Genomic DNA, 26,860 nt, shown 5'->3' on the forward strand with positions numbered 1-26,860 from the left:
TATGATTAAGCTGGCCATTATTGGTACAAATTGGATCACCGAAAAATTTATTGATGCCGCTTTGCAAACTGGGTTATATCAACTTTCAGCCGTATATTCACGCAGTGAAGAAAAAGCAGCCCAATTTGCCAAAAAATACGGTGATTTAATATTATATACCGATATCAATCAACTATTAAACAGCTCAGTGGTGGATGCCGTCTATATTGCTAGCCCCAATTCGTTACATTTTGAACAAGCGAAGCAACTTTTAGAAAGTGGTAAAGATGTGATTTGCGAAAAACCCCTTGCTTCAAATTATTCTCAAGTACGTACTTTGATCGAAACAGCTAAAGCACATAATCAAATTATTTTTGAAGCATTAAAAAGCTATTACCTCCCAAATTTTGACCGCATAAAATCTTATTTACCCAAATTAGGTAAATTGCGTAAAGTATTATTAAGCTACTGCCAGTACTCTTCACGTTATCAACTGTACTTAGATGGCCAAAACCCGAATACCTTTAATCCTGCTTTTTCAAATGGATCGATAATGGATATTGGTGTGTATCCGCTTAATGTTGCCGTTGCATTATGGGGAAAACCCAATCACATTTCTGCAGATGCGCTTTTACTTGACTCCGGTGTTGATGGGCATGGCACGGTATTGATGAAGTATGATGGTTTTGATGTGGTGATTTGGCATTCAAAAGTCAGTGATTCTTGCCTTGCTAGTGAAATTCAAGGCGAAGACGGGTCATTAATTATTGAACACCTTTCAGTGGGTGAAAAGGTGTTATACAAACCTCGTCAGGGGGAGCTACAAGATATTACGGCTTTGCAAATCGATAATGAAATGTATTATGAAGCAGTGAAATTTGCAAAGGCAATTGAGCAACGCGATATCGATCACCAAGGATTAACTTATTCGTTAATTTCAGCTAAACTTTTAACCGAAATCAGACAACAAACAGGCGTTATCTTTCCTGCAGATAAATTATCCTAATTAACCAAATAATTTTGAATAGGTAGCTAGCGATCTTATTTTATTTCTGTATAATAATCGCACCCACGTTACGGCAATGTTATTCCCGATATTGCCTTTTTAGTTGAACTTCATTGAACTAATGGCTCGAAGGGGTTGATTATTCGTTGAATAAAACAAAAGTGTAAATAAATCGTTTCGATTTATTAACGTGAGATTAATTTAAAATTTTTGGGTAAATTATAAATGACTACTTTTTCAGCTAAACCAGAAACAGTAAAACGCGACTGGTACGTTGTTGATGCGGCAGGCAAAACACTTGGTCGCCTTGCAACAGAAATCGCAAGCCGTTTACGCGGTAAGCACAAAGCAGAATATACACCACATGTAGATACAGGTGATTACATCATTGTTATCAATGCAGAAAAAGTTGCTGTAACTGGCAAAAAACGCACTGATAAAATGTATTATCGTCACACTGGCTATATTGGTGGACTTAAAGAAGCGACTTTTAAAGAAATGATTGAACGTCATCCTGAACAAGTCATCGAAATTGCTGTAAAAGGCATGTTACCGAAAGGTCCTCTTGGTCGTGCAATGTACCGTAAAATGAAAGTTTACGCAGGTAGTGAGCACAATCATGCGGCACAACAACCGCAAGTATTAGATATTTAAGGGGATAGAAGATGGCTGATAATCAATATTACGGTACAGGTCGCCGAAAAAGTTCTGCTGCTCGTGTTTTTATTAAACCAGGCAGTGGTAACATTGTAATTAATCAACGCTCTTTAGAGCAATACTTTGGTCGTGATACTGCGCGTATGGTTGTTATGCAACCATTAGAGTTAGTTGAAATGACTGACAAGTTTGACTTATACATCACTGTTAAAGGTGGCGGTATTTCAGGTCAAGCAGGTGCTATTCGTCACGGTATTACTCGTGCGTTAATGGAATATGATGAAACTCTACGTTCTGCACTACGTCAAGCGGGCTTTGTTACTCGTGATGCACGTAAAGTTGAACGTAAGAAAGTGGGTCTACGCAAAGCACGTCGTCGTCCACAATTCTCAAAACGTTAATTTGTATTTCGAGAAATCAAAAAACCCGGTTATTGCCGGGTTTTTTATTAGTGTATTACTGCAATAAGAATGATAATAACTAAGGCGGTTCCTTGATGGTGCAAAAAATTAAAGCAATAAAATGCCCACATTGTGGAAGTGTTCATAAAAGTCAAATAACCAATATGTCATATCAATGTGAACAGTGCATGACGGAATATTTCCTTGATAATGACGATATCAATATCCATGTTAAACATACTCATATAACAACACCAACAAAAAGTACACCTTATAAATATCGGTGCTTTATTTTGTTGGTTGGCATAATCTTTATTACATTGATTGTTTACTTAATTTCAAATAAATCAAAAAAAACGTTAATAACTTCAGTACAGATTGAGACTAAAACAACGATTACTGTGCCTGAGGTTGTGACACAAGTTAAAAATGGCATTCAAGTTTTATCTGATATGAAACAAGCTGTTGATCATCGTGCGCTAAATGCCTCTATGATCAATATGGGATGTTATGATAATGCGGTCACTGGATGCAATGAATTATTATTAGATCGTTTATTATTATTAACAGGTAAAACGGGTTTAAAACTCAATTCACTTAATAAACCGATATTGCAAAAATGGATTAGCTCAAGTCAATCAATTAGCCTGACAAGTTGGCTTGGCTTATCTAAGGAAGATGTATTGAGCATTGGTAACGTGGCAGACAAAAAAGCCCAACAGATTGCAAATCAAATTCAATTAGCTAAACAAAAAATGTTTCACGAATGGTTAAGAGGTCTCGAGTTTGTTGATATTCCCGAATATGTAAATCAATATACATGGCAACAATTATTAACATGGGATCAGCTTCAATGGCAACAAAAGTTAGGGGTATCTCGTAGTAAAGCCATTTTATATCACGAGCTTACTCAATCACAAGCGCTGCAAAATGTGGCAAAAGATTTAAAACACTATCATATCCAAGGGTTTTAAATCTTTACTAAATTAAATCACGCGTGAAAATTGTTGCTGTCTAGCTACTCGGCGCATATATATATCAAAGCACATACAAATGTTACGAATTAATAAACGCCCTTTTGCTGAAACATGAATCGATTTGTGATCTATTTCAACTAAGCCATCTTGCTGTAAAGGATGCAGTAATAATAAATCCTCAGCGAAATACTGATCAAAATCAATATGATAATGCTGTTCTATAACAGATTTATCGAGGTAAAAGTGGCAGATAAGTTGCTTAATCACATCACGTCGGATTTTATCATCTTCACTCATGGTAAAGCCTTTCCATAGCGCATTCCCGATTTGCTCAACTTGATCTTGGTAGATTTTCAAATCTTTTTGATTTTGTGCATAGCTATCACCAATCATACTAATGGCAGAAACACCCATCCCTAATAAATCAGCATCACCTTGCGTCGCGTAGCCCTGGAAGTTACGATGTAATACCCCATTTTTTTGTGCAATTGCTAGCTCGTCAGTGGGCTTCGCAAAATGGTCCATACCGATAAAGATATAACCATGATGTGTTAAATATTCAATGCTATTTTGTAAAATTTTGACTTTTTCTTGAGCTGAAGGCAAATCTTGGTCTTTAATTTTACGTTGTGCTGCAAACCGATCAGGTAAATGTGCATAGTTAAAAATACTCAAACGATCCGGACCAAGTTCAATCACTTTCTCTAAAGTCTGCATAAAGTTTTCAACACTTTGTTTTGGCAAACCATAAATGAGATCTAAGCTAATTGATGAGAAATGGTTAGCCTTAGCTTGTTCAATTAAGGCTTGAATAAGATTCTCATCTTGCTCTCGATTAATAAGTGTTTGAATTTCATGATTAAAATCTTGAATCCCCATGCTCAATCGATTAAAGCCTTCTTTAGCAAGGTGAGCAATGGTATCGGTTGTAATCTCTCTTGGATCGATTTCAATCGATAACTCGGCATTATCAGCAAAATTAAAGTGCTGTTTTAAGTTTGCAATTAACCACGATATTTCTTCATTAGTGAGAAATGTCGGTGTTCCACCACCCCAGTGCATCTGGGTAACTGTACGAGTTTTAAATAATTTAGAACGGGTTATAATTTCGTGTTTTAAGGCATTTAAATAGGTCGCCACTTTATGATGATTACGCGTGACGATTTTATTGCAACCACAAAAATAACAAAGCTTATGGCAAAACGGAATATGAATGTAAAGTGACAATGGTTTATTTGGGTATAACGCAGCTGCATCAAGAAAATCATGCTCAGTAAACTGCTCATTAAATTCTAATGCGGTCGGATAAGAGGTGTATCTTGGGCCAGAATAATTATATTTTTGGATTAAAGCCTGATCCCAAATGATAGTTTGATTACTGTTTTCTTTTGACATTGCTTCTGTTTTTACGTCGCTTATTTGATGTAGTGGCTTGTCTTCGTTTGCTAAATAACGTTGTCTTCTTTATGCGCTGTTTTTTTAAATATAGAATAAGGCAAATAAATAAACCTATATAAAAACAGAGCATAATTAACATTAGCATCGGATTAATGTTTCTTTAGTAAACTGACAATATCTTCTTTAGCTGCAAAATCATCATCTAGATCATCGTCTTCATCTTGGTTATAGCCAAGTTGATTCATTAATTCATCAATGCGATCTAACATCTTATCAAGATCTTGTTGTTGTTTAGGTGATAGGTTTTCTCCATCGTCCATTAAATCAAGTAGTTTTTCTAAATATGGGTCATTCTCTAGTTGTGCAAGTTCTTTTTCTGGCGGTAGATTTTTGGCTTTTACTGGCACCACGTCGATTTTTTTCGGCTGTGCTTTAGGTTTTGCATTAACCGTCAACGGAATTGGCTTTTTACTGCCAATACGCGGGTCTTGTGCTGTTTTTGGTTGTTTAGTCGTTGATTGTTCGGCATTTTGAAGACGAGAACCACTGGGTAAACCTTTATGTTTGCGTTTACGTTTTAGTTGCTTTGATTGTTCGTTAAGCTCATCACGACTTAATTTGGGTTTCTTTTTTATCATAAATTTTAGAATTTAATATTTTATTAATAATTCATTATTACAATGAATATCAGATATTAGGAATAAATGAAATTATACACTTAACTTAGATAAAATAGCAGTATATCTTCGATTTTAATTGTAATGATAGCTATTGTTATCACATTATTGTTGAATTGTTAGCATTATGAATCTTTTTACTATTGCTTTATTAACTATGATAGGTAAAAATTAGTTCGATAATTTTAATATAGAAAAGAGCGTATGAATAATCATTTAAGTCCTTATATGCATTTTAAACGTAAAGAGTGGGCAAGTTTACGTAATGCTGTACCAATGACGTTAACGGCTGAAGAGTTAGTTTCTTTGCAAGGGATTAATGAAGATCTATCCATAGAAGAAGTGATAGAAATCTATTTACCATTATCCCGTTTGCTAAATTACTATATAAGTAATCATTTTACTCGGCAAAGTATTTTAGCTAAGTTTTTAGGGACAGATTATAAAGTACCCTACATTATCGGCATTGCGGGTAGTGTGGCAGTCGGTAAAAGTACCACTGCTCGAGTATTAAAAGCGCTTTTAACACGATGGCCTGAACATCGTAATGTTTCACTTGTGACGACCGATGGATTTTTATACCCAAATCGTGTATTAGAAGAACGTAACATTATGAATAAAAAAGGTTTTCCTCAGTCATATGATGTTAAAAAGCTACTTAAGTTTGTTTCAGATGTGAAGTCTGGGGTAGAGCACGTTTTAGCACCTGTTTATTCGCATTTGGTGTATGATATTGTTGATGGTGAAGCGGTAAAAGTTGAAAGCCCAGATATTTTAATTCTTGAAGGCTTAAACGTATTACAAAGTCCACTAAATTGTAATAATGCAAATAATCGAGTCTTTGTTTCAGATTATGTTGATTTTTCAATTTATGTCGATGCAGATATTCCGTTATTACATGATTGGTATATTAATCGTTTTTTGAAATTTAGAGCAGGCGCGTTTAGTGATCCAAATTCCTATTTTCATCATTATTCGCAAATACCTGAAAGTGAAGCGCTAGCAACCGCAGAAAAAATTTGGAAAAACATCAATGAATTGAATTTGGTAGAAAATATTTTACCAACGAAAGAAAGAGCAAGTTTAATATTAACAAAAGGTGCATCTCACCGAGTTGATAGTGTACAGCTCCGAAAATAAAGTAAAAATAATAGTCACAACAGAAGGATGGATGTTTATGAAAAAGACAATCAAAATGAGTTTAATCGCATTATCTGCAGTCGTTTCTTTTAATGCCTTTGCTGATTATAGCGATTACGAGGGTTTAACTTGCTTAGGGAAACAAAATGCAATACAAACTCAATTAAGTTATGCGAAAAAAGCAAATAATGTATATCAAGTTCAAGGATTAGAGAAAGCCTTAAACGAAGTGTTAACTTATTGTACTGATAAAAAACTTGAAAAGAAATATAAAGAGAAAATCAGTAAACAAATGGATGATGTGAAAGATCGTCAATATGACTTAGAAAAAGCGAAAATGGACGGTCGTCCTGACAAAATTGCTAAACAACAGGCTAAGTTACAAAAAGACGAGTATGAACTTAAAGAAGCTCGAGATAAGTTAGACGCTTTTTATAAAGAGTTAAAAGCACAGAAATAGTCTTTTGTTAATCTCGGGTAAATGGAAATTTACCCGATTTTATCGATATCCAATGAACATTTAACCAAATATCTGTATCGATATCTTATTTAATGCAAATAAGAGATTATTTTATCTACTAATAATTGATGGATCGCTTGACGTTGATTCGTATCATTTTCACAAATATAACTATCATCGATTTCTTCTTCTTTTAATATTGTCGTCGCATTTGCTTTGCAGATACCAATAAAGCTAAAATGTGTTGCGGCATCAAGTGAAAGGTATTCAGTTGTGCTTGATGGCATATTTTGTATTAAATATTGCGATTCAAGTTCAGCAGGTAAGGTTTTGTCAAAATCACCAGCCGAAACGACTAACGTCGGTATATTGATATTGGCCAAACTATCTTTTGTAAATCCTCGAGCTAATCCAAGGTCAAAGATAAATGCTGCTTGAATACGGGAATCTTGCATATTTTTATCAAGCTTAAAATAATCAGATTCTTTATCCAAGCTCTGCATCTGTTGATGATAAACTTTGCAAGATGCTAAAAATGGGTAAGTTTGGCAAGCGTGTTCAAACAGACTTGCTGAAAATCGACCACCAATAAGTTCAATTGCAGTCAAACCACCATAAGAATGGCCAACGACACCAATTTTAAGTGGATCAATCGCTACTGAAAATGTGGGATCTGATAATAAGTATGTTAATGTTCGACGAATATCGTTAGGACGCTCTAACATGTTTTGTGCAACCATACGATCCATATTTTTCGTGGTTGTACCTGGATGGTTTGGGGACGCAACAATATAACCCTGATGACTTAATGCACTGGCCAACCATACCTGATTACGCCAAGAGCCGCCAAAACCATGTGAAATTAAAATGACAGGATGATTTTTACCAGCAAGTTTTGCATTTCTAACTGCATATTCACCCTCAAATATAATGTTATCGCCAATTTTTTCGCGTGGCTCTGTTTGATGAGTTGGGTACCAAATCGCAATGTCTAATGGCCGATGATCATCCATAATGGTGGTTTCTTGAAAACCAGATTGGTATTCGACTTGCTCGACTGATGTAGCATTAGCTGAAAGTGAAAATACTAAAAGTAGGGTAAATAAAATGCACAATTTATTTAACATTATGGATTAACCTAATCATTATCAAAGGTTTTTATTATATCGATTGGTTTATCATTTAGATAGATTTATCAATAGGGTGATGAGTTTTAATTCACGTTGTGAATTCTTAGAAATAGGATAAAACGGCCTCATTGGTTTTTTATTTAGCACAATATTATCAAATGACTCACATCAAAATCTTATCAAAATTGTGGCTAGTGAATGACATTATGGATTACTTAGTGCATTCATATCACTTTCCTAACATGTTGTGACTGAAGCAACATTTAAAGCCTGCTGCTGGCGTGTTGTCCAAGTAATCAAAATTATCATCCTTCACAAGAATGTGATAACTAAGGAGTATAGTGTTTTTAATTAATTTTGAAGATCTAATTAAGGGAGAGCGTGAAAGGAACACTCATCATGTCCTGCTATTCGGTTCTTCGAACTAGTTGCTAAAGCAACATGTAAATTTGTTCTAAACAAATATGTCGAATCTATGGTGCTCATCCTGATTGGCATTCTTATATAGCAGATATAAAAAAACCACCATAAGGTGATTTCATTAAAGTGGTGGGTCGTGAAGGATTCGAACCTTCGACCAACGGATTAAAAGTCCGCTGCTCTACCGACTGAGCTAACGACCCATCTTAAAGATGGTGGGTGATACCGGGTTCGAACCAGTGACCCCCTCCTTGTAAGGGAGGTGCTCTCCCAACTGAGCTAATCACCCCTATTCTTGTTGCCAAGATTAGATATACACAGTAAGAATTGGTGGGTGATACCGGGTTCGAACCAGTGACCCCCTCCTTGTAAGGGAGGTGCTCTCCCAACTGAGCTAATCACCCTTACCGTGTGGAAAAGCATTATAAGGATCATGGCTTTTCAGTCAACTGTTTTTTTCATTTTTCTGCAAAATATTATTCTTTCGTTTTAAATTTAGACGTTTTTTGCGAGCTTTTTCACAGATGGGTTATTTATTGTTCGAGTCTCAATCATTTTAAAACACAATGATAATGATTAATAATACAAACAAGGCGAGCTAAAATTTGTGGTATGTGACTTTTTTTATAAAGAATGACGATATTTTGGTCTTTTTAACGCATAAAACTAAATATCAGATCAAAATGATAAATCAATTAACGCAATCAATTTGCAATAATGATGATATTGCAGTTCATTTAAAAACATTACTTATTCGTTGCGCTAACAATACCTCATTTAATGTTAAGAAAGCATTATGCCGAGTGGTTATCGTTAATCAGCAAGTCCGGTATCAACGCATTGATCTCCCCAATATTGACTTGAAACCTTTTGAAATCGAGCATTATATTCAAGCTTCTTTAGTAAAAATTTTTAAAGAAGAACAAGAACTCACTTATGATTATCAAATCACAAAACATTACCATAAATCTCTTTCATTAATGATATATGCTTACCCACAGCATTTACTTGCCTGCTTGATACTTGTATTTGAGCATTGTAAATTGCAGTTTATTGGTATGCTTCATGAATTGATGATACCCACAGATCAGTCAGATAATTTGTCGTCAGTATGTGAAACGATGGCATGTTTACCTAATCTATCCGGTTTTAACCTTTTACCATGGCGAAAATCATTTTTTCGAAAGAAAATGATTTGTCTAACAACGATAACATTAAGTGGGGCAATCATTGTGATATTGAGCCTACTCTATGTTTACTGGCATATTGACAATCAACTTGAAGAGCAATTAGTCACAAATCGTGTTTTACGTATCGAGGTTGAACAAAAACAAACTTATTTGTCATCACTTATCTTATTGGCAAAAAACAGCGAGCAACTGCAATCAAAAATTGAGATTCGCCAGCAAACACAGCGTCAATTAACACTGCTTATTAATAGGATAATATTAACAACGCAAATAGTACCAACTGATCTATGGTTTACCGCTTTTGTATATCGAGATCAAATTATAGAGTTAAAGGGGGAAAGTTTTTTAATTCAGCCTATTTTAACCTTTGTTCGCTTACTTAATGAAGAGGTTACCGTTGAATCTGCGGATTTATTGTCTATTAAACATCATCAATCTTTGCAAAAGTTTAATCTTAAGATTAAATTTAGCCAGAATAATTAGTGATTAAGCGTATGTTGTTACCTCTCATCAATAGATTAATTCATTACTCAACGACACAGCGCTATGGCATTGTCATCGGTATTTTTATCATTATTTCTGTCATAATTTACTACGCATTTATTCAATCAGTGACGGATAATTATCGGTTAGAGCAGCATAATGAAGCCCTTTTAAAAGACGAAATTGTGCAGTTAAATCAGCAAATTGCAGATTATCCTACGTTGAATGACTTACAGCAGTATCTATCTCATCAGCAATCATTATTAGCTGATCACACAACATTATCGATACAACAATTAACTCATCAGATTGCACAACAATTATCTAAATACAATCAACAATTAATAAACTTTGAATACGACGATACGCAACAATGGATCATGTTAAATTATCGAGTAACAGGTCGTTATCATGAATTTATTGGTTTTCTCCAACAATTATCCACTCAATCATTAAATATCGTCATTAATACATTATCGATTAGTCCTAAATCGGCATCTATTGTATGTGATTTTCAGATTAAACAATCACATACCAATGAGGTTGCTTTATGGTAAAACCTTTATGTTTAATCGCAGTATTACTATCTAGCATACTTTGTAAATCAACCTATGGTGATATGCATAATCCATTTATAAAACCGTCATTCGTCATATGTCAGGATCAAGAAAATGCATTGTTACAAGAACTCAGTCAATGGCACTATCACGGTTATGTGGCTGGACATGCTGGGCCATCGAAGGGGATCCCTACAATTTGGCTGAGTGATAAACAGCAGTGGTTAAAGATTCAATCATCAATCCCTAACCCGTTACAGCACTGGCGAATTTTGGATATTTCATCTCAATATATCATGTGGCAAACCGATTTAGTCGACTATTGTCATAAAACGTTAACATTTAATATGCCATTCATGGGGCGATGATGATGCACTTGATTCAATTAAGTAAACGATTACTGATATTAAGTTGCTTATATCCATTACTTTGCAGTGCATTACAAGACGATAATCGTCGTATCGACACCATTTCACTGAGTTTCCATCAGGCACCCATAAGTATTATTTTACAATCATTGGCAGATCACCAGCAGCTTAATTTGATATTAGATCTCACGCATGATAATCCACAAACAGTAACGTTACATAATATGGATTGGCATCAGGCATTAGCGCTCATTACTCAAAAAGCAAATTTACAATATGTGCATGAAAAAAATGTGCTGAGTGTTTCATCAAAGCCTGATCCAAAATTATTATTTGAATTAAAACAGTTACAAATTAAAGATGCGCAACTCAATCAGCCATTAATTTTCAAACCATTGCGTATTTTACATACTGATATTCAATCACTGATGACAATGATCAATCAACAACAACTGTTATCTGAAAGGGGACGTATCCTTACTGATACCAGAACTAACACTTTAATTATTCATGATATACAACAAAATATACAAACCATCGAGTCAATAGTTAAGCAGCTAGATTTACCGTTGCCACAAATTCATATTTCAGCACACATTGTTACCATGAGTCAGGAAAGTGCCACAGAACTGGGAATTAAATGGGGTTACGTAAGTGAATCTTCGCAGTGGGTGAATAAATTTAATGTTGATTTCGGTGTTGCTAATGCCCCTTCAGTAATGGGGTTTAATTTGGCAAAACGTGCAGGTAATTTATTAAATCTTGAACTATCAGCACTAGAGGCCGAAAATCAATTAGAAATTATCGCGAGCCCTAACTTATTGACGACGCATCAACAAACCGCGTCAATTAAACAAGGTACCGATATACCTTATGAAGTGGCAAGTGGTAACAACGGCGCAACATCAATTGAGTTTAAGCAAGCGGTATTAGGTCTAGAAGTGACGCCACGCATTATAAAAGATAATCAAATAGAGTTAACTCTTTATATTACGCAAAATACCGCTGGCCGTTCCATTAAGCGTCGTGATGGTGGTGAGGCACTGGCGATAGATACTCAAGAAATAAAAACACAAGTATTAGTCAATAACGGGGAAACACTTATTTTAGGCGGAATTTTTCAGCAATCTCAATATCAAGATCAACGTCATGTTCTAGGTATTCATCAGGTTCCATTTCTAGGTAGATTATTCAAATATGATGGTGTGAAGTTACAAAAACGTGAACTCGTCATTTTTATTACGCCACAATTAATTCGTTTTTAATTTACTTTAATGGTTGGTTAGGATGGAGTATAATTAAGCTATCAAATTTAAGAAATAAGAGTCCGTTATGTTTCATGTTGTTGCGTCCGATCTTGATGGTACATTATTAAATCCTCAGCACAGTTTGTCCGCTTATACAAAAAAAATTTTACAAGCATTAAGAAAAGAAAATATCAATTTTGTTTTTGCCACAGGTAGGCATCATATTGATGTCGCCCAAATGCGCGAAAATATGGAAATTGATGCCTTTATGATCACTTCAAACGGGGCAAGAGTTCATGATAGTCATGGCAATTTAATTTACAGTAAAAGTTTGGATGCAAAAATTGCTTATGAAGTTGCACAAGTTGCGATGGACGATCCTTTAGTCTATACCCACATTTATCGCGGTGATGATTGGTTAATTAATAAAGAAGATAGCTATTCACTTGGTTTCTTTAAAGATACGCATTTTAAATACCGCTTATTTGACCCTATCGATTTTGCGACAGATGATATTGCAAAAATCTATTTTACGACGTCAAATGAAGAATTGTATCCACATTTACTTGAACTAAAAAAACGTCTTGAAGCTCAATATGGCTCACAAATTAGTGTCGCCTTTTCAACAATAAATTGTTTAGAAGTTATGGGGAGTCAAGTTTCTAAAGGAAATGCGTTACAAAATGTTGTTCATAAGCTGGGGTATACCTTACAAGACAGTATCGCTTTTGGTGATGGTATGAATGATTTTGAGATGCTTTCTATGGCGGGCAAAGGATGCTTAATGAAAAATGCCAGTGCAGAACTTAAAGCGCGTTTACCCCATTTAGATGTGATTGGTTCAAATGCGGATGATGCTGTTCCACACTACCTCAGTAAACTTTTTTTTGATGATAAAATTTAGTATGAAAATGGATAGAGAACTTGATACATCCGGTTTGCGCTGCCCTGAGCCTGTTATGATGGTGCGTAAAACAATTAGAGAAATGGCATCAGGTCAGATTTTGCATATTATTGCGGATGATCCCGCAACCACACGCGATATTCCCGGTTTCTGTCGTCATATGGATCATCAACTGATCGATTCACAAATTGAGCAAAAACCTTATCACTATTGGGTTAAGAAACAATAGCAAAATACCAGATCAAGAGAATAAAAATGCCATCAATTATGATGGCATATTATTAAAATTAAATAGTTAAAGAACGGCGTATTATATCGTGATAACGCTTTTTTATGCTTAGTAGCCACTGCGCATTAAGTCAGTATAAGCTTCACAGCTATCGTCATCACCAAGTTTACATCCTTTTTCATATAAATCTTTTGCTTTTTTATAGCTTTGTCTTACACCAGAACCTTCTTCATAAAGGCTTCCTAAGTTATAACAGGCAATTTCTTCTTCTAAATCACAGGCTAATTGATAATATTCAGCTGCTTTTTTATAGTTTTGGTCAACGCCTTGACCCATATCATAAAGGTAACCAATGTTATTACAGCTTGAAGCATGCTCATTATTACACGCTTTGATGTAAAGTTTCATTGCTTGTTTAAAATCTTGCTCAACACCATCACCATTTTGATACATATCACCAAGATTATAACAACCCGAATCATCGTTTTCGTCACAAGATAATTTATAGAGCTCAAATGCCTGTTGTTTATCTTCGTCAACGCCTTCACCGTGCTGATATAAGAATGCTAAATTATTACAACCTGTAGCATTACCTAGATCACATGATTTTTTATAAAGTTCAAATGCTTTTTGATCATCCCGAGGTACGTCCGGTGTATTTCGATACATAAAGCCTAAATTTTTACAACTTTCAGCATATCCACCATCACATGCTTTACTATAAAGCTCAATGGCTTTTGCTGAGTCTTGATTTAGTCTTTCAAGTCCTTCTTGATAACGATAAGCAAGTTCATCGCAACTTTCTAGATCACCAGCTTTACATGCTATTTCGTATTGTTTATTTGTTTTGGCGTTTGCGTTAGAAATAAATCCAACTAAAAGACCACATGCAATCATTAAAGGGAAAAGGATTTTTTTCATAGTATCTTCTTACTTTCAATTGTTAATGGATTGATAATTATCGTTATTATATTTTATCAACTTTCTGATTTTTAATAATAATAAAGCAGATAATTGATTTAGTCATAGTGTATGACACACGAATTATAACAAGCAATTTTTGACTTAGCACGATAATTAATCAGTTTCGTCATAATTAGTTGTCTGCTATGCTATGATTAGCTATTTCATAGATAGACAGAAATAGACTTCTTTATCGTGTGCAATCATAGGATAATTAAAAATAATTGACATTTTTAATTTAAATGATAATAATTCTCATTATCATCCTAACATAACGAATAAGGTGTAAAATGAAATTATCTTGCAAAAATGCTTTTCTACATAAAATCCTCACATTTATCTCTATTTCTTTTGTGTTATTAATGGCAACAAATATCAATCTTGCTAATGCAGATGAAAAGAAATTTAAAGTCATCACCACATTTACAATTATCCAAGATATTGCTCAAAATGTCGCTGGTGATGCTGCTATTGTTGAATCCATTACGATTCCTGGTGCTGAAATTCATGAGTATGAACCAACACCGAAAGACTTGGTTCGCGCTCAGTCTGCTGATTTAGTGCTATGGAACGGTTTAAATTTAGAACGTTGGTTTGAACGTTTTTTCCAAGATATTAAAAATGTACCTTCCGTTGTGGTAACTGAAGGGATTGTACCAATGCCAATCCGTGAAGGTAGCTATAAAGGTAATCCCAATCCCCATGCTTGGATGTCACCGAGTGAAGGACTGATTTATGTCGAGAATATTCGCAAAGCGTTGGTGAAATATGATCCCCAAAATGCGGATATTTATAACCAAAATGCGGCTAATTATGTTAAAAAAATTCAAGCCATGGATCGCCCATTACGTGAAAAATTAGCTAAAATCCCTGAGGAAAAACGCTGGTTAGTGACCAGTGAAGGTGCGTTCAGTTACCTTGCTCGTGACTATGATTTTAAAGAAGCGTATTTATGGCCAATCAATGCTGAACAGCAAGGTACACCAAAACAAGTTAAAGCCGTGATTGATTTAGTGAGAGCAAATAACATTCCTGTTATTTTCAGTGAAAGTACGATTTCTGATAAACCTGCTATACAAGTCAGTCGTGAAACCGGCATTAAATATGGTGGAGTATTGTATGTCGATTCTCTATCTCAACAAGATGGCCCTGTACCAACGTATCTTGATTTATTAAATGTCACAGTGGAAACAATTGCAAAAGGTTTTGAATAATGACTGAACAACAAACCCCAATAGCCTTGAATGTCGATGATATTACGGTTACATACAATAATGGCCATACCGCGATTCATAACACGAGTTTTAAACTAAATGGCGGCACAATCTGTGCTTTAGTTGGGGTTAACGGTAGCGGTAAATCAACACTGTTTAAAAGTATTATGGGAATGGTGAAACCCAATACGGGTAGTGTTACGCTGAATCATTTACCTGTAACCCAAGCATTAAAACAAAACATTATTGCTTATGTGCCACAAACTGAAGAGGTTGATTGGGATTTTCCCGTTTTGGTCTCTGATGTGGTGATGATGGGACGTTATGGACGAATGTCATTTCTACGTATTCCATCAAAAGAGGATAAAAAGCAAGTTGATATTGCGTTAGAACGCGTCAATATGTCTGAACTTAGACACCGCCAGATAGGGGAACTGTCTGGTGGACAAAAAAAACGCGTTTTTTTAGCGCGTGCACTTGCTCAACAAGGTAAAGTCTTGTTACTTGATGAACCATTTACTGGTGTTGATGTGCAAACTGAAAACGCCATAATTGAATTGTTAAAGTCGCTGCGTAAAGAAGGTCATTTAATTTTAGTCTCTACGCATAATTTGGGTAGCGTACCGGAGTTTTGTGATCAGGTGGTACTCTTTAATCGAACCGTTTTAGCAACTGGGCCAACCAAAACAACTTTTACCCCACAAAATTTGATGGTTACGTTTGGCGGGGCTTTACGTTACTTAAGCTTATCGGGTGAAAAACTTCATGAAGATGAAGATACTCGAATGGTTTCCGTCTTAACCGATGATGAAAGAGCTGCGGTCTTTTATGGTGAAGGTAAAGATGATTCACCGCATAATAATCTGCTGCACGAACAGTTTAGGAAAAAGTAATATGTTAGAACTGTTGTTAGAACCATTTCAATATCAGTATATGATAAAAGCGATTTGGGCAAGTAGCTTAGTTGGTGCCGCATGTGCATTCTTATCCGCTTACTTAATGTTAAAAGGCTGGTCATTGATGGGGGATGCCTTATCGCATTCTGTTGTTCCTGGGGTTGCGGGTGCCTATGCTTTAGGGCTACCTTATTCGATAGGTGCCTTTTTTACCGGTTTTTTAGCCGCATTATCCATCACAGTGATTCGATATTTTAGTCGATTAAAAGAAGATGCGATTATTGGTTTTATCTTTTCCACTTTTTTTGCGTTTGGTTTACTGATCATTTCACTCAATCCAACCTCGGTAAATATTAATGCCATTATTATGGGAAATATTTTGACTATTGCCGACGAGGATATGTTTCAAGTACAAATTATTATCGCAGCCTCATTGTTAGTGCTTTTTTTGATTTGGAAAGATCTCCTTGTTGCATTTTTTGATGAGACGCATGCTCGCTCAATAGGCCTTTCACCATTAAGGTTAAAAATCATTTTTTTTACGATACTCAGTGCTTGTACCGTTGCTGCGTTACAAACGGTTGGGGCCATTTTAGTTATTGCCATGGTGATAACACCCGGTGCAACCGCGTATTTATTAACTAATCGATTTTCACGATTACTTATTATTGCTATTTTAATAGGTTTTTTCACCAGTGGTATTGGCGCTTGGATCAGTTATTATTTAGATGGTGCAACAGGTGGGGTGATTATCTCACTACAAACGGTTATTTTTTTATTAGCTTTTTTATTTGCACCAGAGCATGGCCTTATCCCAACTCGTTTGCGAATTCGTAAACAGCTTAACAATAAGGAGCATGCTTAATGGAATGGTTAAATTTTATTATTGAACCGCTCAGCTATCCCTTTATGCAACGCGCTATTATTGTGTCGGTAACAACCGGTTTTGTGTGTGCTGTTCTATCATGTTTTTTAGTGTTAAAAGGCTGGTCACTGATGGGGGATGCGATTTCCCATGCGGTTTTACCCGGTATTGTACTTGCATATTTAGGTAGCATTCCGATTATTATTGGTGCTTTTGCATCGGGCTTTTTGTGTTCACTTGCAACGGGTTATATTAAAGAAAATTGCCGAGTAAAAGAAGATACAGTGATGGGTATCGTCTATTCCGGTATGTTTGCATTTGGTTTAGTTTTATTCTCTAAAGTTGATACTGAACAGCACTTAAATCATATTCTCTTCGGTAGTGTATTGGGGACAACCCATAGTGAATTAATCCAAATTTTAATTATCGGTATCATCGTTTCAGTAATTGTACTGACAAAACGCAAAGATTTGATGCTGTTTTGTTTTGATCCTGTGCAAGCAAAAGTTGTCGGTTTACCAGTGAGACTATTACACTATGGATTATTGACTTTCTTAGCATTAACCATTGTTGCCTCACTACAAGCAGTTGGTGTTATCTTAGTCATTGCTATGCTGATCGCGCCCGGTATTATTGCTTTTTTGTTATCTAAGAGATTTGATCGTATGCTGATTATTGCTGTAATTGTGTCTATTGCGTCTTGTATTTCAGGGACGTTGATCAGTTATCATTTTAGTGCGAGCACCAGTGCGTGTATTGTATTAATTCAAGCTGTAATTTTTATATTTGCTCAAGCTTATCGATTGTTAGTTAATCATTATCAAAGCGAAATTAATCGAAAAGCACACCTCTAAGCCCATGCCTTATGAATATAAGGCACAAGCTTGCATATTTGACTCTCAGATAGTTACATCATGATCTACGGTAACGAATTTTAGATACTTTTTACACTATAATTATACCTTATGACAATAATTTAACGAAAATTATTCATGTGTTAGCAAAAACACCCTCAAAAATTAAACAAATCCGTTAATGACTTTTGTGTTTTGTTTTTATATACTGTATTTATATACAGTTATTGTTTGAGGCCATTTTGATGAAAGATAGTACGATAAAAAAACTAGAAATTTTAGCTGAATCAGCTAAATATGATGTGTCTTGTGCATCAAGTGGCACCTCGCGAAAAAATCAGCAAGGCGGAATTGGCAGTGCGCAGGGATGGGGAATATGTCACAGCTTTACCGCAGATGGTCGATGCGTTGCATTACTCAAAATCATGCTGACTAACTTCTGTTTATATGATTGTGCATATTGTATTAATCGTCATAGTAATGATATTCCTCGAGCGGCGTTCTCCCCAAAAGAGCTGACAGAACTGACAATTGAGTTTTATCGACGCAATTATATCGAAGGGTTGTTTCTCAGTTCTGGGATCATCAAAAACCCGGATCATACTATGGAAAGAATGCTTAGGGTTGTCAAAGATTTACGTACAATTCACCGCTTTAATGGGTATATTCACATGAAAGCAATACCTGGCGCTAGCAGTGAATTAATTTATCAAGCTGGTCTTTATGCTGATAGGTTAAGTGTCAATCTTGAAATCGCAACGGAAACAAATTTAAAACGGTTAGCACCTGATAAGGATCATCAAAGTATCTATTTACCAATGCGCCACATTCAGCAGCACCTTATCGAAAATAAAGAAGACCGTAAGAAGTTCCGTAATGCCCCTAAATTTGCTTCTGCCGGTCAAAGTACGCAGCTGATTGTTGGCGCGACAGATGAAAATGATAAGCAGATTTTAGAGCTAAGTTCCAAGCTTTATAAAAGACCAAGTATGAAAAGAGTGTATTATTCAGGGTTTATTCCTGTGAACGGATATGATAAACGTCTGCCAATGGTGCAAGATGTTCCTCGTATTCGTGAAAATCGATTATATCAAGCTGATTGGTTATTACGTTTTTACCATTTCAGTGTCGATGAGATTGTGAATGATGAACATCAGGAGTTAGATTTGACCATGGATCCTAAACTCAGTTGGGCAATCCGTAATCCACACTATTTTCCTGTTGATATTAATCGCGCAAGCTATGAACAAATTTTAAGGGTACCTGGAATTGGGGTGAAATCAGCGAGACTCATCGTATCTGCTCGTCAGCATGGCCGACTGAATTTTGATGCCTTAAAACGCATTGGTGTGGTCTTAAAACGTGCACAGTTTTTTATCCTTTGTCATGAAATGACGTCATTTAAATTACAAAATGCCTCGGCTGAATATATTCGAATGTCACTACAAGAACCCCCATTACTTGAACATTCAATACCACAACCACAACAGCTAGCAATGTCGCTGTGATGGAGGGATTATTATGCTTATTTTTCGTTATGATAATACTTTTGAAGGTGTGCTTTCGGGCGTATTTGACGCATTTTCATTAAAAAAATGGCCACAACAAATTGTTGCCGAACAAGACGTTCTACCCATGTTAACTTCAGACATTCATCAGGTTGAAACAACAGAAGAAAAATATCGCCGAGTACGTCAAGCAATGCAAAGCCGTTTATCAAAAATAGTCTTGAATCAACTTACTTATGTTTGGTTCTCTGAATTACCTGAACGAGCAACACTAATTTTTAATTATTTGATTAAAGTATTTAAAACAACACAAAATATTAGCAGTAATTATGCTGACCACGATATTTTAGCGATTAAAAAATTGGCTAAAAAGGTATCGCATGAACGCCATTATTTGATGATGTTCGTCCGTTTTAATGCTATCGATAATCAGGGGGATAAAGTGTATTTTGCAACGGTTGACCCCAGATATAATTCATTACCGCTTACTATTGATTTTTTTGCAGATCGTTTTGCCGACCAAAAATGGGCTATTTTTGATACTAAACGGCAGTATGGTTATTTTTATGACTTAAAACAAACTGAAATTATTCATCTGAACCAAGATGATAACCTTGTTATCAATGGGGGCATTAATGTTCAGCTTTTATCTGAGGATGAGCAACAATTTCAAAAAATGTGGCGTCGTTATTGCCAAGCGATTACGATTAAAGAACGCATTAATCCTAAGTTACAACGGCAATTTATGCCGACTCGATTTTGGAAACACCTTCCTGAAACTTGGCAAGAGGAAAATGCCACTTAAAGTATAAAGGCCTTTTTTTAAATGGTATAAAATCGGAACGTGTTGGTGTTAAATACGATGTTAATCAGCACAGTAATGGTACCAGCTTGATTAAATATTGTTGATACGACACAACAGTTAAATAATAAATGCGATGATAAAAAAAGGAAATATTTATGAAACGTTATTCAATTATTGTCTTAGCGCTTAGCTCATTATTAGTCTTATCAGGTTGTTCAACAGACCCTTATACCGGTGAACAAAAAGTGGCCAATACCACGACAGGTGCATTAATTGGTGGTGCTGTGGGGGCGGGCATTGGCGTGTTATCCTCATCTAAAAGTGATCGAGGTAAAGGAGCGTTGATTGGTGCAACATCGGGTGCCGTATTAGGGGGTGGCGTTGGTCTTTATATGGATAATCAAGAGGCTAAATTGCGTGATAAACTTCGTAATAGTGGTGTGAGTGTCACGCGTTCTGGCGATAGTATTATTCTGAATATGCCTAATAATGTGACATTTGATACGAACAGTTCAACATTAAAACCAATGGGTACACAGACATTAACCAGTGTTGCCTTAGTCCTTAAAGAATACAGCAAAACAGCAATTAATATTGTTGGACATACGGATTCAACAGGAAGTAACGCAGTTAACCAAACATTATCATTAAATCGTGCCAATAGTGTGGCAAATTTACTCATTCAACAAGGTATTTCAGCTAACCGGATGTATGCTTATGGTGCGGGTTCTTCACAACCGATTGCATCAAACAGTACTGATACTGGTCGAGCACAAAATCGTCGTGTAGAAATAACACTATCCCCAATTCAATAAATTGTTCGCTGTTTAATTAAGTATGGTCAGTCACCCGCTGACCATACTTATCCTTGCCAACTTGTAAGGTTTAAGTGGGTGCAGAAATGTTTAAAACCGTCATGATCTCTTATTGGGAATCACGCTTAGCAGTAGGTAAATGGCTAAAGCCTATTAAAAGATTAAAAATGAAATATAATGAGTGCTGTTTTAATCATGATTAAGCATTAATGTATTTCGCCCGGTCAGGTAACCAACAATTCACAATAGTGATAGCTGACTCAGGATGATAGGTTAAAATATATGAGGACACATTTTGTATAGCACTAATCATATGTTGATCGCGGATTAAATCAACCACTTTAAAATCGGCAATTCCGACCTGCCTTGTTCCGAGTATCTCTCCGCCTCCTCGAATTTCGAGATCTTTTTGTGCAATGACAAAGCCATCATTGCTATCACGCATCGCATTTAAACGTTCTTTCGTCGTACGGCTGAGCGGGGTTTGATACATTAAAACACAATGGGATGCAGCACTACCACGACCCACTCTACCACGGAGTTGATGAAGTTGTGATAATCCTAATCGTTCAGCATTTTCAATGACCATCAAACTAGCATTAGGCACATCTACACCAACTTCAATTACGGTCGTTGCAACTAATAGCTGAATCTGACCTTGTTTAAAATCTTGCATCACGGCTTGTTTAAGTGACGGTTTCATTTTACCGTGAATTAAACCGACTTTAATGGTTGGCAACAGAGATTGTAAATCGGTATAGGCAACTTCAGCAGCTTGCGCTTCCAGGATTTCTGACTCTTCAACCAGTGTACAAACCCAATACACTTGTTTACCATCGTGGCAGGCGTGTTCAATACGAGTTATGACTTCTTCACGGCGCGTATTTGGTAGCACAACGGTGGTAACAGGCGTTCTTCCAGGTGGTAATTCATCTATTGTTGATACATCTAAGTCTGCATAAATTGTCATGGCGAGCGTTCTTGGGATTGGCGTTGCCGTCATGATCAATTGATGAGGATGGGTATTATCTTTAATGCCTTTTTGCCAGAGTGTAAGCCGCTGAGCAACGCCAAAACGATGCTGTTCATCGATGATAACAAAACCTAAATTCGCAAATTTGACCTGTTCAACAAATACTGCATGTGTACCAATTAAAATGTCAATCTGACCAGATTCAAGACTTTCATAACATTCTCGCTTACGCTTAGCGGTCAGCTTACCCGATAATAAAGTGACCTGTAAGCCTAACGGTTCAAACCAGTTTGTAAAATTAAGGAAATGCTGTTCCGCAAGGATCTCGGTTGGCGCCATTAAGACCACTTGTTGTTTATTCTCTAAGGCATTTAGTGCAGCGAGTGCTGCGACAAGTGTTTTCCCTGAGCCAACATCGCCTTGAACAAGCCGCATCATTGGTACATTTTTGGCCATGTCTTGCCAAATTTCATTTACGACTCGATTTTGCGCACGGGTCGGTGAAAAAGGTAATGCTTGTAAAAAGGGCGTAATATAGTGATGGTTAGGGATAATTGGTGTTGCTAATAGTGTTTGGTTATGCGTTTTGGTGATTTGCATACTTAAATGATAAGCCAACAGTTCTTCAAATATAAGGCGTTTTTTAGCTGGATGCGAGCCATCTTCAAGTTGAATAATATCTGCATCTAGCGGTGGCTCATGGATAATGTGCAATGCCTCTTCAATGCTTGGTAAACCGGCAATAAAGGTATTGGGAATAATTTCTAACGTTGGATTACGCTTAAGTAAAAGCAGGGCCAAATGGATAAATTTACGCAACATGGTTTGTGTTAGGCCATAAGTGGCTGCATAAATCGGTGTATATCGCTCTGTATCAACAATATCAAAGTCATGATTTGTCGTTCGCACCTGTATTTGAGGGTGAATCATTTCAAAATAGATTTTACCCTTTTTAACTTCTCCATAGGCTTTTAACCATTTACCAACGGCTAAGCTTTGTTGCATATTGGGATAAAAATGCATAAACCGTAATTGAATAATGCCACTATCATCTTGAACAGTACAAATCAACATGCGTTTTCTGCTCATAACAATTTCTGTTTTGATGATCTGACCTTGAATTGATGTGTGTTCACCGATTGATAACTGATTAATTTCGTTTGAAGACGAACGATCTTCATAACGTATAGGCAGGTGTAACAATAAATCACGGATGCTATAAATACCAAGGACATTAAATTTTTTGGCTAAGGCATCACCCAGTCCAGGTAAATGGCTAATGGTCAAGTGATTAAGAAGCCGTTTATCTATCATAGCTTAATTGATATTGCGAGTGATATTAATAACGTCCTGTTGGTGACCAATTTTACGAATGATTTCATTAAGTTGAATGACATTTTTGACTTCAATATGCAAAATAACAGTATAAATACGAGAGTCTTTCTCCTCGGTATTAAGCCACTGTACATTTGCGGATTCAGCATTAATGGTTGAAATAATATTTGAAAGTCCAGTTGCGGCATTGTTGGTGATATCAATCCAAATTTCAGCAATAAATAATTGTTCTGGTGCAGGTGACCAAGCTAATGGAATAAACGTATCTGGGTAGTTTTGATAGCCAATAATATTACGACAAGATTCATGATGAACAGAGAGTCCTTTTTCAGGGCTGACGCGTCCAATAATCGGATCACCTGGAATAGGGTGGCAACATTTAGCAAATGATACAAGTAATCCTTCCGAACCGGTAATGGTCAATTTTTTACTTGGTTCATGCTTATCAATATCGACAGTATCGCTGTGTTCAATACTTTTGACAACAAATTGGCTCATAATATTACCTAAGCCAATTTCAGCCAATAAATCATCAAAACTATTTAATTTTGCGAAACTAACGAGCTTGTCGATAATTTTGGGGGAAATTCCCTCAATGCCACCTTTATCAGCCAGTGAATAATTTAATAAACGGCGTCCCAAGACAATCGCATCATCACGTTTTAAACTTTTCAGCGCTTGACGAATACGCGAACGGGCTTTTGAACTCACCACAAAATTTAGCCAACCTGCATTTGGGCGGCTGTCGGGTGAGGTAATAATTTCGACTGTTTGACCATTTGATAATGGCTGGGATAACGGATACGGTTTTCGATCGACGGTTGCGCCAATACATTGATGACCGATATCTGTATGTACTGCATAAGCTAAATCAACAGGTGTTGCACCTTCAGGTAATTCAACAATACGACCTTTCGGCGTGAAAACATAAATTTCTTTTGGGAAGAGATCTGATTTCACATTTTCAATAAATTCGAAAGAATTTCCCACACTCTGTTGTAGTTCAAGTAAATTTTGCATCCAACGTTGTGCTTTAATTTGGGCAGTGGTATTGTTCAGTTCATCATTTTTGTTATATACCCAATGTGCAGCAACGCCCATTTCAGCCATTTGATCCATATCTGACGTTCGGATTTGTACTTCAACTGGGGAACCATGAGGACCAATTAATGAAGAATGGAGAGATTGGTAGCCATTTGCTTTGGGAATCGCGATATAATCTTTAAAACGGTTTAATCTTGGTTTATACAGGTTATGCACAAGGCCTAATACACGGTAACAACTATCAACATCATCAACAATCACACGAAAGATATAAATATCCATGATCGATCGAAAAAACTGTTCCCGTAACTGCATTTTCTGATAGATAGCATAAATATTTTTTTCAATACCTTCAACCGTCGCATTGATTTTGGCTTGACTAAGCCGCTCTCTAATATCCGATAATATTTGTAAAATCAATTCTTTACGCGTTTGTCTTGCTGAATCAACGACTTTTTCAATGACGTGTGCACGATTAGGATGTAGTGCGGTAAAACCTAAGACTTCAAGCTCTGTTTTTATGTGGTGAATACCTAATCGGTGGGCAAGCGGTGCATAAATTTCAAGCGTTTCTTTGGCGATTCGTCTACGTTTATCCGGTCGTAGCGAGTCCAGTGTCCGCATATTATGCGTACGGTCAGCCAATTTAATTAAAATGACCCTGACATCTTTGGCCATTGCTAAAACCATTTTACGAAAATTTTCGGCTTGGGCTTCCTGACGGTTACGAAATTTTAATTTATCTAGTTTAGATACACCATCTACCAGTTTAGCAACATCTTCACCAAAGCGATCAACAACATCTTGGTAGGTAACGGGTGTATCTTCAATGGTATCATGTAACAGCGCGGCGGTGACAGCTTCAAAATCGAGCTTCATATCCGCCAGCATACAGGCAACGGCAATTGGGTGAGTAACGTAAGGTTCACCACTCGAGCGATATTGTCCATTATGTGCATCATAGGCAAATAAATATGCTTCCCAGATCTTTTCAACTTGTTCACTAGGAAGATACGTTTCTACGATGTTTTTTAATGGAGCAAAATATTGCATATTCGCCTATATAGTAATGATGCTTTGCCTGTTAATTGTTGGATTATTCGTATGATGGTTCGTTTTCGAACAGAATGGTTTCATGCAGAACTGAACGTGCTTCGGCTTCCTCTTCCTGACGAGCTTGGAAAGCTGCAGTATCAAGGATTTGTTTATTGACTAAGCCTTCTTCGATTTCACGTAGCGCAATAACCGTTTCTTTGTCATTTTCTTCTGGTACTAAAGGTGTTTTACCTTCAGCTTGTAATTGATGTGCGCGTCTTGCCGCAACTAATACTAGGTCAAATCGGTTACCAATTTTATCAACAGCGTCTTGAACAGTTACGCGAGCCATGTTTACCTCTATATTTTCTGAAAATAATTGTAAATTCTTTTTTGAAATCAATCATCAATTTTACTGAAATTTCCCTTAAATTGCTATGCTTATTTGATTTGATGAGCAAAATCTTTATAAAAATGAGCTAAAAAATTAAAAAAAGGCAAATTATCGAGCATATGAGTCAGTTTTCCCGCTTATCTTAATCGATAAGTTGATTAATTAAAGCCTGATGCAATATATATTGCTTTTGTGTATGTAAGCTTTCACTTTTGATAATGGCTGTCAGATGATCCAGTGATGTACTAAAATCATCGTTAATGATTAAGTAATCATATTCATTGTAGTGTGACATTTCAGATTTGGCTTTTAGCATTCTTTTGGCTATCACTTCAGCTGAATCTTGTTCACGTTTGATTAAACGTTTTTCAAGTTCATCTAATGACGGAGGTAAAATAAAAATACTTTTAGCTGTTGGGACTTTTTGTCTGACTTGTTGAGCACCTTGCCAATCAATATCTAAAAACACATTAATTCCCTGTTGTAGGTTTTGCTCGATAGCGGCTTTTGAAGTCCCATAATAATTATCAAATACTTTTGCATATTCAACAAAAGCATCTTGGGAAATTAATGTTTCAAACTGATTATGGTCAACAAAATAGTAGTGTTCACCATGGTTTTCTCCCGGTCTAGGTGTGCGCGTAGTATGAGAAATAGAAACACTGGCGGACAATTGATTTTGTTGATTTAAATAGGCATTAATGAGACTCGATTTCCCTGCACCACTAGGCGCAGAGACAATAAAAAGCGTTCCTGTATACATATTTTTCATTCTGTTAGTGAAGTTGTGGTTATTATTCATGAAATTGAGTCAAAATAAAAGTATTAGCTATGTTCATGTGAATAAATGTGAGGTTTAAATGCGCTAATTGGTTAAATCAATGACTTAGAAAGCGACTAAGGGCGTTATATCCTATGACGTCTTTTCTAAAAAGG

At 36.2% G+C, this 26,860-nt stretch carries 27 protein-coding genes and 3 tRNA genes; 19 read left to right on the plus strand and 11 right to left on the minus strand.

All coding sequences use genetic code 11. From position 1 onward, the window contains the following. Nucleotide 1: 1 nt before the first annotated feature. From ABEA36_RS01550 to ABEA36_RS01565, 4 genes are all read left to right on the plus strand, one after another. Nucleotides 2-985, plus strand: a complete 984-nt coding sequence (locus tag ABEA36_RS01550) for a Gfo/Idh/MocA family protein (RefSeq protein ID WP_345488023.1) — start codon at nucleotides 2-4, stop codon at nucleotides 983-985. A 225-nt stretch (nucleotides 986-1,210) separates the two neighbouring features. Continuing rightward, on the plus strand, nucleotides 1,211-1,639 hold the full coding sequence (rplM, locus tag ABEA36_RS01555) for a 50S ribosomal protein L13 (protein WP_345488025.1): 429 nt from the start codon (nucleotides 1,211-1,213) through the stop codon (nucleotides 1,637-1,639). An 11-nt stretch (nucleotides 1,640-1,650) separates the two neighbouring features. After that, the gene (gene rpsI, locus ABEA36_RS01560; RefSeq protein WP_345488027.1) at nucleotides 1,651-2,043 is read left to right on the plus strand and encodes a 30S ribosomal protein S9; all 393 of its coding nucleotides are present in this window, start codon (nucleotides 1,651-1,653) and stop codon (nucleotides 2,041-2,043) included. Between the two features lie 95 nt (nucleotides 2,044-2,138). Further along, nucleotides 2,139-3,017, plus strand: coding sequence for a hypothetical protein (locus tag ABEA36_RS01565; RefSeq protein ID WP_345488029.1), 879 nt, complete (start codon nucleotides 2,139-2,141; stop codon nucleotides 3,015-3,017). Between the two features lie 12 nt (nucleotides 3,018-3,029). Here ABEA36_RS01565 and hemN read toward each other — a convergent pair whose 3' ends face one another. Both hemN and yihI read right to left on the minus strand, forming a co-directional pair. Further along, entirely contained in the window at nucleotides 3,030-4,415 is a 1,386-nt protein-coding gene (gene hemN / locus ABEA36_RS01570) for an oxygen-independent coproporphyrinogen III oxidase (protein ID WP_345488031.1), read from the minus strand. Between the two features lie 152 nt (nucleotides 4,416-4,567). Then, nucleotides 4,568-5,056 carry a Der GTPase-activating protein YihI gene (gene yihI, locus ABEA36_RS01575; protein ID WP_345488033.1) on the minus strand — a complete coding sequence of 163 codons (489 nt, stop codon included), beginning with the start codon at nucleotides 5,054-5,056 and terminating at the stop codon, nucleotides 4,568-4,570. A 243-nt stretch (nucleotides 5,057-5,299) separates the two neighbouring features. On the opposite strand from yihI, the gene coaA reads away from it, so the two are divergent. Together coaA and ABEA36_RS01585 are read left to right on the plus strand one after the other, a co-directional pair. Further along, nucleotides 5,300-6,235, plus strand: coding sequence for a type I pantothenate kinase (coaA, locus tag ABEA36_RS01580; RefSeq protein WP_345488035.1), 936 nt, complete (start codon nucleotides 5,300-5,302; stop codon nucleotides 6,233-6,235). Between the two features lie 37 nt (nucleotides 6,236-6,272). Further along, nucleotides 6,273-6,695 (plus strand): DUF1090 domain-containing protein, encoded by a 423-nt coding sequence (locus ABEA36_RS01585; RefSeq protein WP_345488037.1) that lies wholly within the window; start codon nucleotides 6,273-6,275, stop codon nucleotides 6,693-6,695. Nucleotides 6,696-6,784: 89 nt separating this feature from the next. Here the strand turns inward: ABEA36_RS01585 and ABEA36_RS01590 are convergent, their stop codons facing one another. From ABEA36_RS01590 to ABEA36_RS01605, 4 genes are all read right to left on the minus strand, one after another. Next, a complete protein-coding gene (locus ABEA36_RS01590) occupies nucleotides 6,785-7,822 on the minus strand; it encodes an alpha/beta hydrolase family protein (RefSeq protein WP_345488039.1) in 1,038 nt (345 codons plus the stop codon). A gap of 550 nt (nucleotides 7,823-8,372) precedes the next feature. Beyond that, nucleotides 8,373-8,448, minus strand: a tRNA-Lys gene (locus ABEA36_RS01595). Nucleotides 8,449-8,458: 10 nt separating this feature from the next. After that, nucleotides 8,459-8,534 (minus strand) — tRNA-Val (locus tag ABEA36_RS01600). 39 nt (nucleotides 8,535-8,573) lie between these two features. Then, nucleotides 8,574-8,649 (minus strand) — tRNA-Val (locus ABEA36_RS01605). 279 nt (nucleotides 8,650-8,928) lie between these two features. On the opposite strand from ABEA36_RS01605, the gene ABEA36_RS01610 reads away from it, so the two are divergent. The 6 genes from ABEA36_RS01610 (at nucleotide 8,929) to tusA (ending at nucleotide 13,223) form a co-directional block, all read left to right on the plus strand. After that, nucleotides 8,929-9,918 carry a PilN domain-containing protein gene (locus tag ABEA36_RS01610; RefSeq protein WP_345488041.1) on the plus strand — a complete coding sequence of 330 codons (990 nt, stop codon included), beginning with the start codon at nucleotides 8,929-8,931 and terminating at the stop codon, nucleotides 9,916-9,918. Between the two features lie 11 nt (nucleotides 9,919-9,929). Next, nucleotides 9,930-10,475 (plus strand): hypothetical protein, encoded by a 546-nt coding sequence (locus ABEA36_RS01615; protein WP_345488043.1) that lies wholly within the window; start codon nucleotides 9,930-9,932, stop codon nucleotides 10,473-10,475. Beyond that, nucleotides 10,469-10,843, plus strand: coding sequence for a hypothetical protein (locus tag ABEA36_RS01620; protein ID WP_345488045.1), 375 nt, complete (start codon nucleotides 10,469-10,471; stop codon nucleotides 10,841-10,843). The genes ABEA36_RS01615 and ABEA36_RS01620 overlap by 7 nt, the downstream gene beginning before the upstream one ends. Continuing rightward, nucleotides 10,843-12,108: a secretin N-terminal domain-containing protein gene (locus tag ABEA36_RS01625; RefSeq protein ID WP_345488047.1), complete on the plus strand. Its 1,266-nt coding sequence runs from the start codon at nucleotides 10,843-10,845 to the stop codon at nucleotides 12,106-12,108. The genes ABEA36_RS01620 and ABEA36_RS01625 overlap by 1 nt, the downstream gene beginning before the upstream one ends. Nucleotides 12,109-12,175: 67 nt before the next feature. After that, nucleotides 12,176-12,994, plus strand: coding sequence for a Cof-type HAD-IIB family hydrolase (locus tag ABEA36_RS01630; protein ID WP_345488049.1), 819 nt, complete (start codon nucleotides 12,176-12,178; stop codon nucleotides 12,992-12,994). A gap of 1 nt (nucleotide 12,995) precedes the next feature. Next, nucleotides 12,996-13,223, plus strand: a complete 228-nt coding sequence (tusA, locus tag ABEA36_RS01635) for a sulfurtransferase TusA (protein WP_345488051.1) — start codon at nucleotides 12,996-12,998, stop codon at nucleotides 13,221-13,223. 108 nt (nucleotides 13,224-13,331) lie between these two features. On the opposite strand, the gene ABEA36_RS01640 is transcribed toward tusA, so the two are convergent. Then, nucleotides 13,332-14,144 (minus strand): tetratricopeptide repeat protein, encoded by an 813-nt coding sequence (locus tag ABEA36_RS01640; protein ID WP_345488053.1) that lies wholly within the window; start codon nucleotides 14,142-14,144, stop codon nucleotides 13,332-13,334. Between the two features lie 404 nt (nucleotides 14,145-14,548). Here ABEA36_RS01640 and ABEA36_RS01645 point away from each other — a divergent pair, with 404 nt between their 5' ends. The 7 genes from ABEA36_RS01645 (at nucleotide 14,549) to ABEA36_RS01675 (ending at nucleotide 21,143) form a co-directional block, all read left to right on the plus strand. Continuing rightward, nucleotides 14,549-15,400 carry a metal ABC transporter substrate-binding protein gene (locus ABEA36_RS01645; protein WP_345490812.1) on the plus strand — a complete coding sequence of 284 codons (852 nt, stop codon included), beginning with the start codon at nucleotides 14,549-14,551 and terminating at the stop codon, nucleotides 15,398-15,400. Next, complete coding sequence (locus tag ABEA36_RS01650) at nucleotides 15,400-16,293, plus strand: manganese/iron ABC transporter ATP-binding protein (RefSeq protein WP_345488055.1); 894 nt, start codon at nucleotides 15,400-15,402, stop codon at nucleotides 16,291-16,293. The genes ABEA36_RS01645 and ABEA36_RS01650 overlap by 1 nt, the downstream gene beginning before the upstream one ends. 1 nt (nucleotide 16,294) lies before the next feature. After that, nucleotides 16,295-17,161 (plus strand): metal ABC transporter permease, encoded by an 867-nt coding sequence (locus ABEA36_RS01655; protein WP_345488057.1) that lies wholly within the window; start codon nucleotides 16,295-16,297, stop codon nucleotides 17,159-17,161. Beyond that, nucleotides 17,161-18,015 (plus strand): metal ABC transporter permease, encoded by an 855-nt coding sequence (locus ABEA36_RS01660; RefSeq protein WP_345488059.1) that lies wholly within the window; start codon nucleotides 17,161-17,163, stop codon nucleotides 18,013-18,015. The genes ABEA36_RS01655 and ABEA36_RS01660 overlap by 1 nt, the downstream gene beginning before the upstream one ends. A 245-nt stretch (nucleotides 18,016-18,260) precedes the next feature. Continuing rightward, on the plus strand, nucleotides 18,261-19,523 hold the full coding sequence (locus ABEA36_RS01665) for a putative DNA modification/repair radical SAM protein (RefSeq protein WP_345488061.1): 1,263 nt from the start codon (nucleotides 18,261-18,263) through the stop codon (nucleotides 19,521-19,523). 13 nt (nucleotides 19,524-19,536) lie between these two features. Continuing rightward, entirely contained in the window at nucleotides 19,537-20,328 is a 792-nt protein-coding gene (locus ABEA36_RS01670) for a TIGR03915 family putative DNA repair protein (RefSeq protein ID WP_345488063.1), read from the plus strand. Nucleotides 20,329-20,483: 155 nt separating this feature from the next. Next, complete coding sequence (locus tag ABEA36_RS01675) at nucleotides 20,484-21,143, plus strand: OmpA family lipoprotein (protein WP_345488066.1); 660 nt, start codon at nucleotides 20,484-20,486, stop codon at nucleotides 21,141-21,143. Between the two features lie 199 nt (nucleotides 21,144-21,342). Here the strand turns inward: ABEA36_RS01675 and recG are convergent, their stop codons facing one another. The 4 genes from recG to gmk all read right to left on the minus strand — a co-directional run bounded on the left by recG (nucleotide 21,343) and on the right by gmk (nucleotide 26,687). Then, nucleotides 21,343-23,427: an ATP-dependent DNA helicase RecG gene (gene recG, locus ABEA36_RS01680; protein ID WP_345490814.1), complete on the minus strand. Its 2,085-nt coding sequence runs from the start codon at nucleotides 23,425-23,427 to the stop codon at nucleotides 21,343-21,345. Nucleotides 23,428-23,433: 6 nt separating this feature from the next. Next, a complete protein-coding gene (gene spoT, locus ABEA36_RS01685; RefSeq protein WP_345488069.1) occupies nucleotides 23,434-25,548 on the minus strand; it encodes a bifunctional GTP diphosphokinase/guanosine-3',5'-bis pyrophosphate 3'-pyrophosphohydrolase in 2,115 nt (704 codons plus the stop codon). 43 nt (nucleotides 25,549-25,591) lie between these two features. Beyond that, a complete protein-coding gene (rpoZ, locus tag ABEA36_RS01690) occupies nucleotides 25,592-25,882 on the minus strand; it encodes a DNA-directed RNA polymerase subunit omega (RefSeq protein ID WP_345488071.1) in 291 nt (96 codons plus the stop codon). A gap of 184 nt (nucleotides 25,883-26,066) precedes the next feature. Next, complete coding sequence (gene gmk, locus ABEA36_RS01695; protein WP_345488073.1) at nucleotides 26,067-26,687, minus strand: guanylate kinase; 621 nt, start codon at nucleotides 26,685-26,687, stop codon at nucleotides 26,067-26,069. Nucleotides 26,688-26,860: the final 173 nt, after the last annotated feature.

The organism is Orbus sasakiae (assembly GCF_039542345.1).
Classification (GTDB): Bacteria; Pseudomonadota; Gammaproteobacteria; order Enterobacterales; family Orbaceae; genus Orbus; species Orbus sasakiae.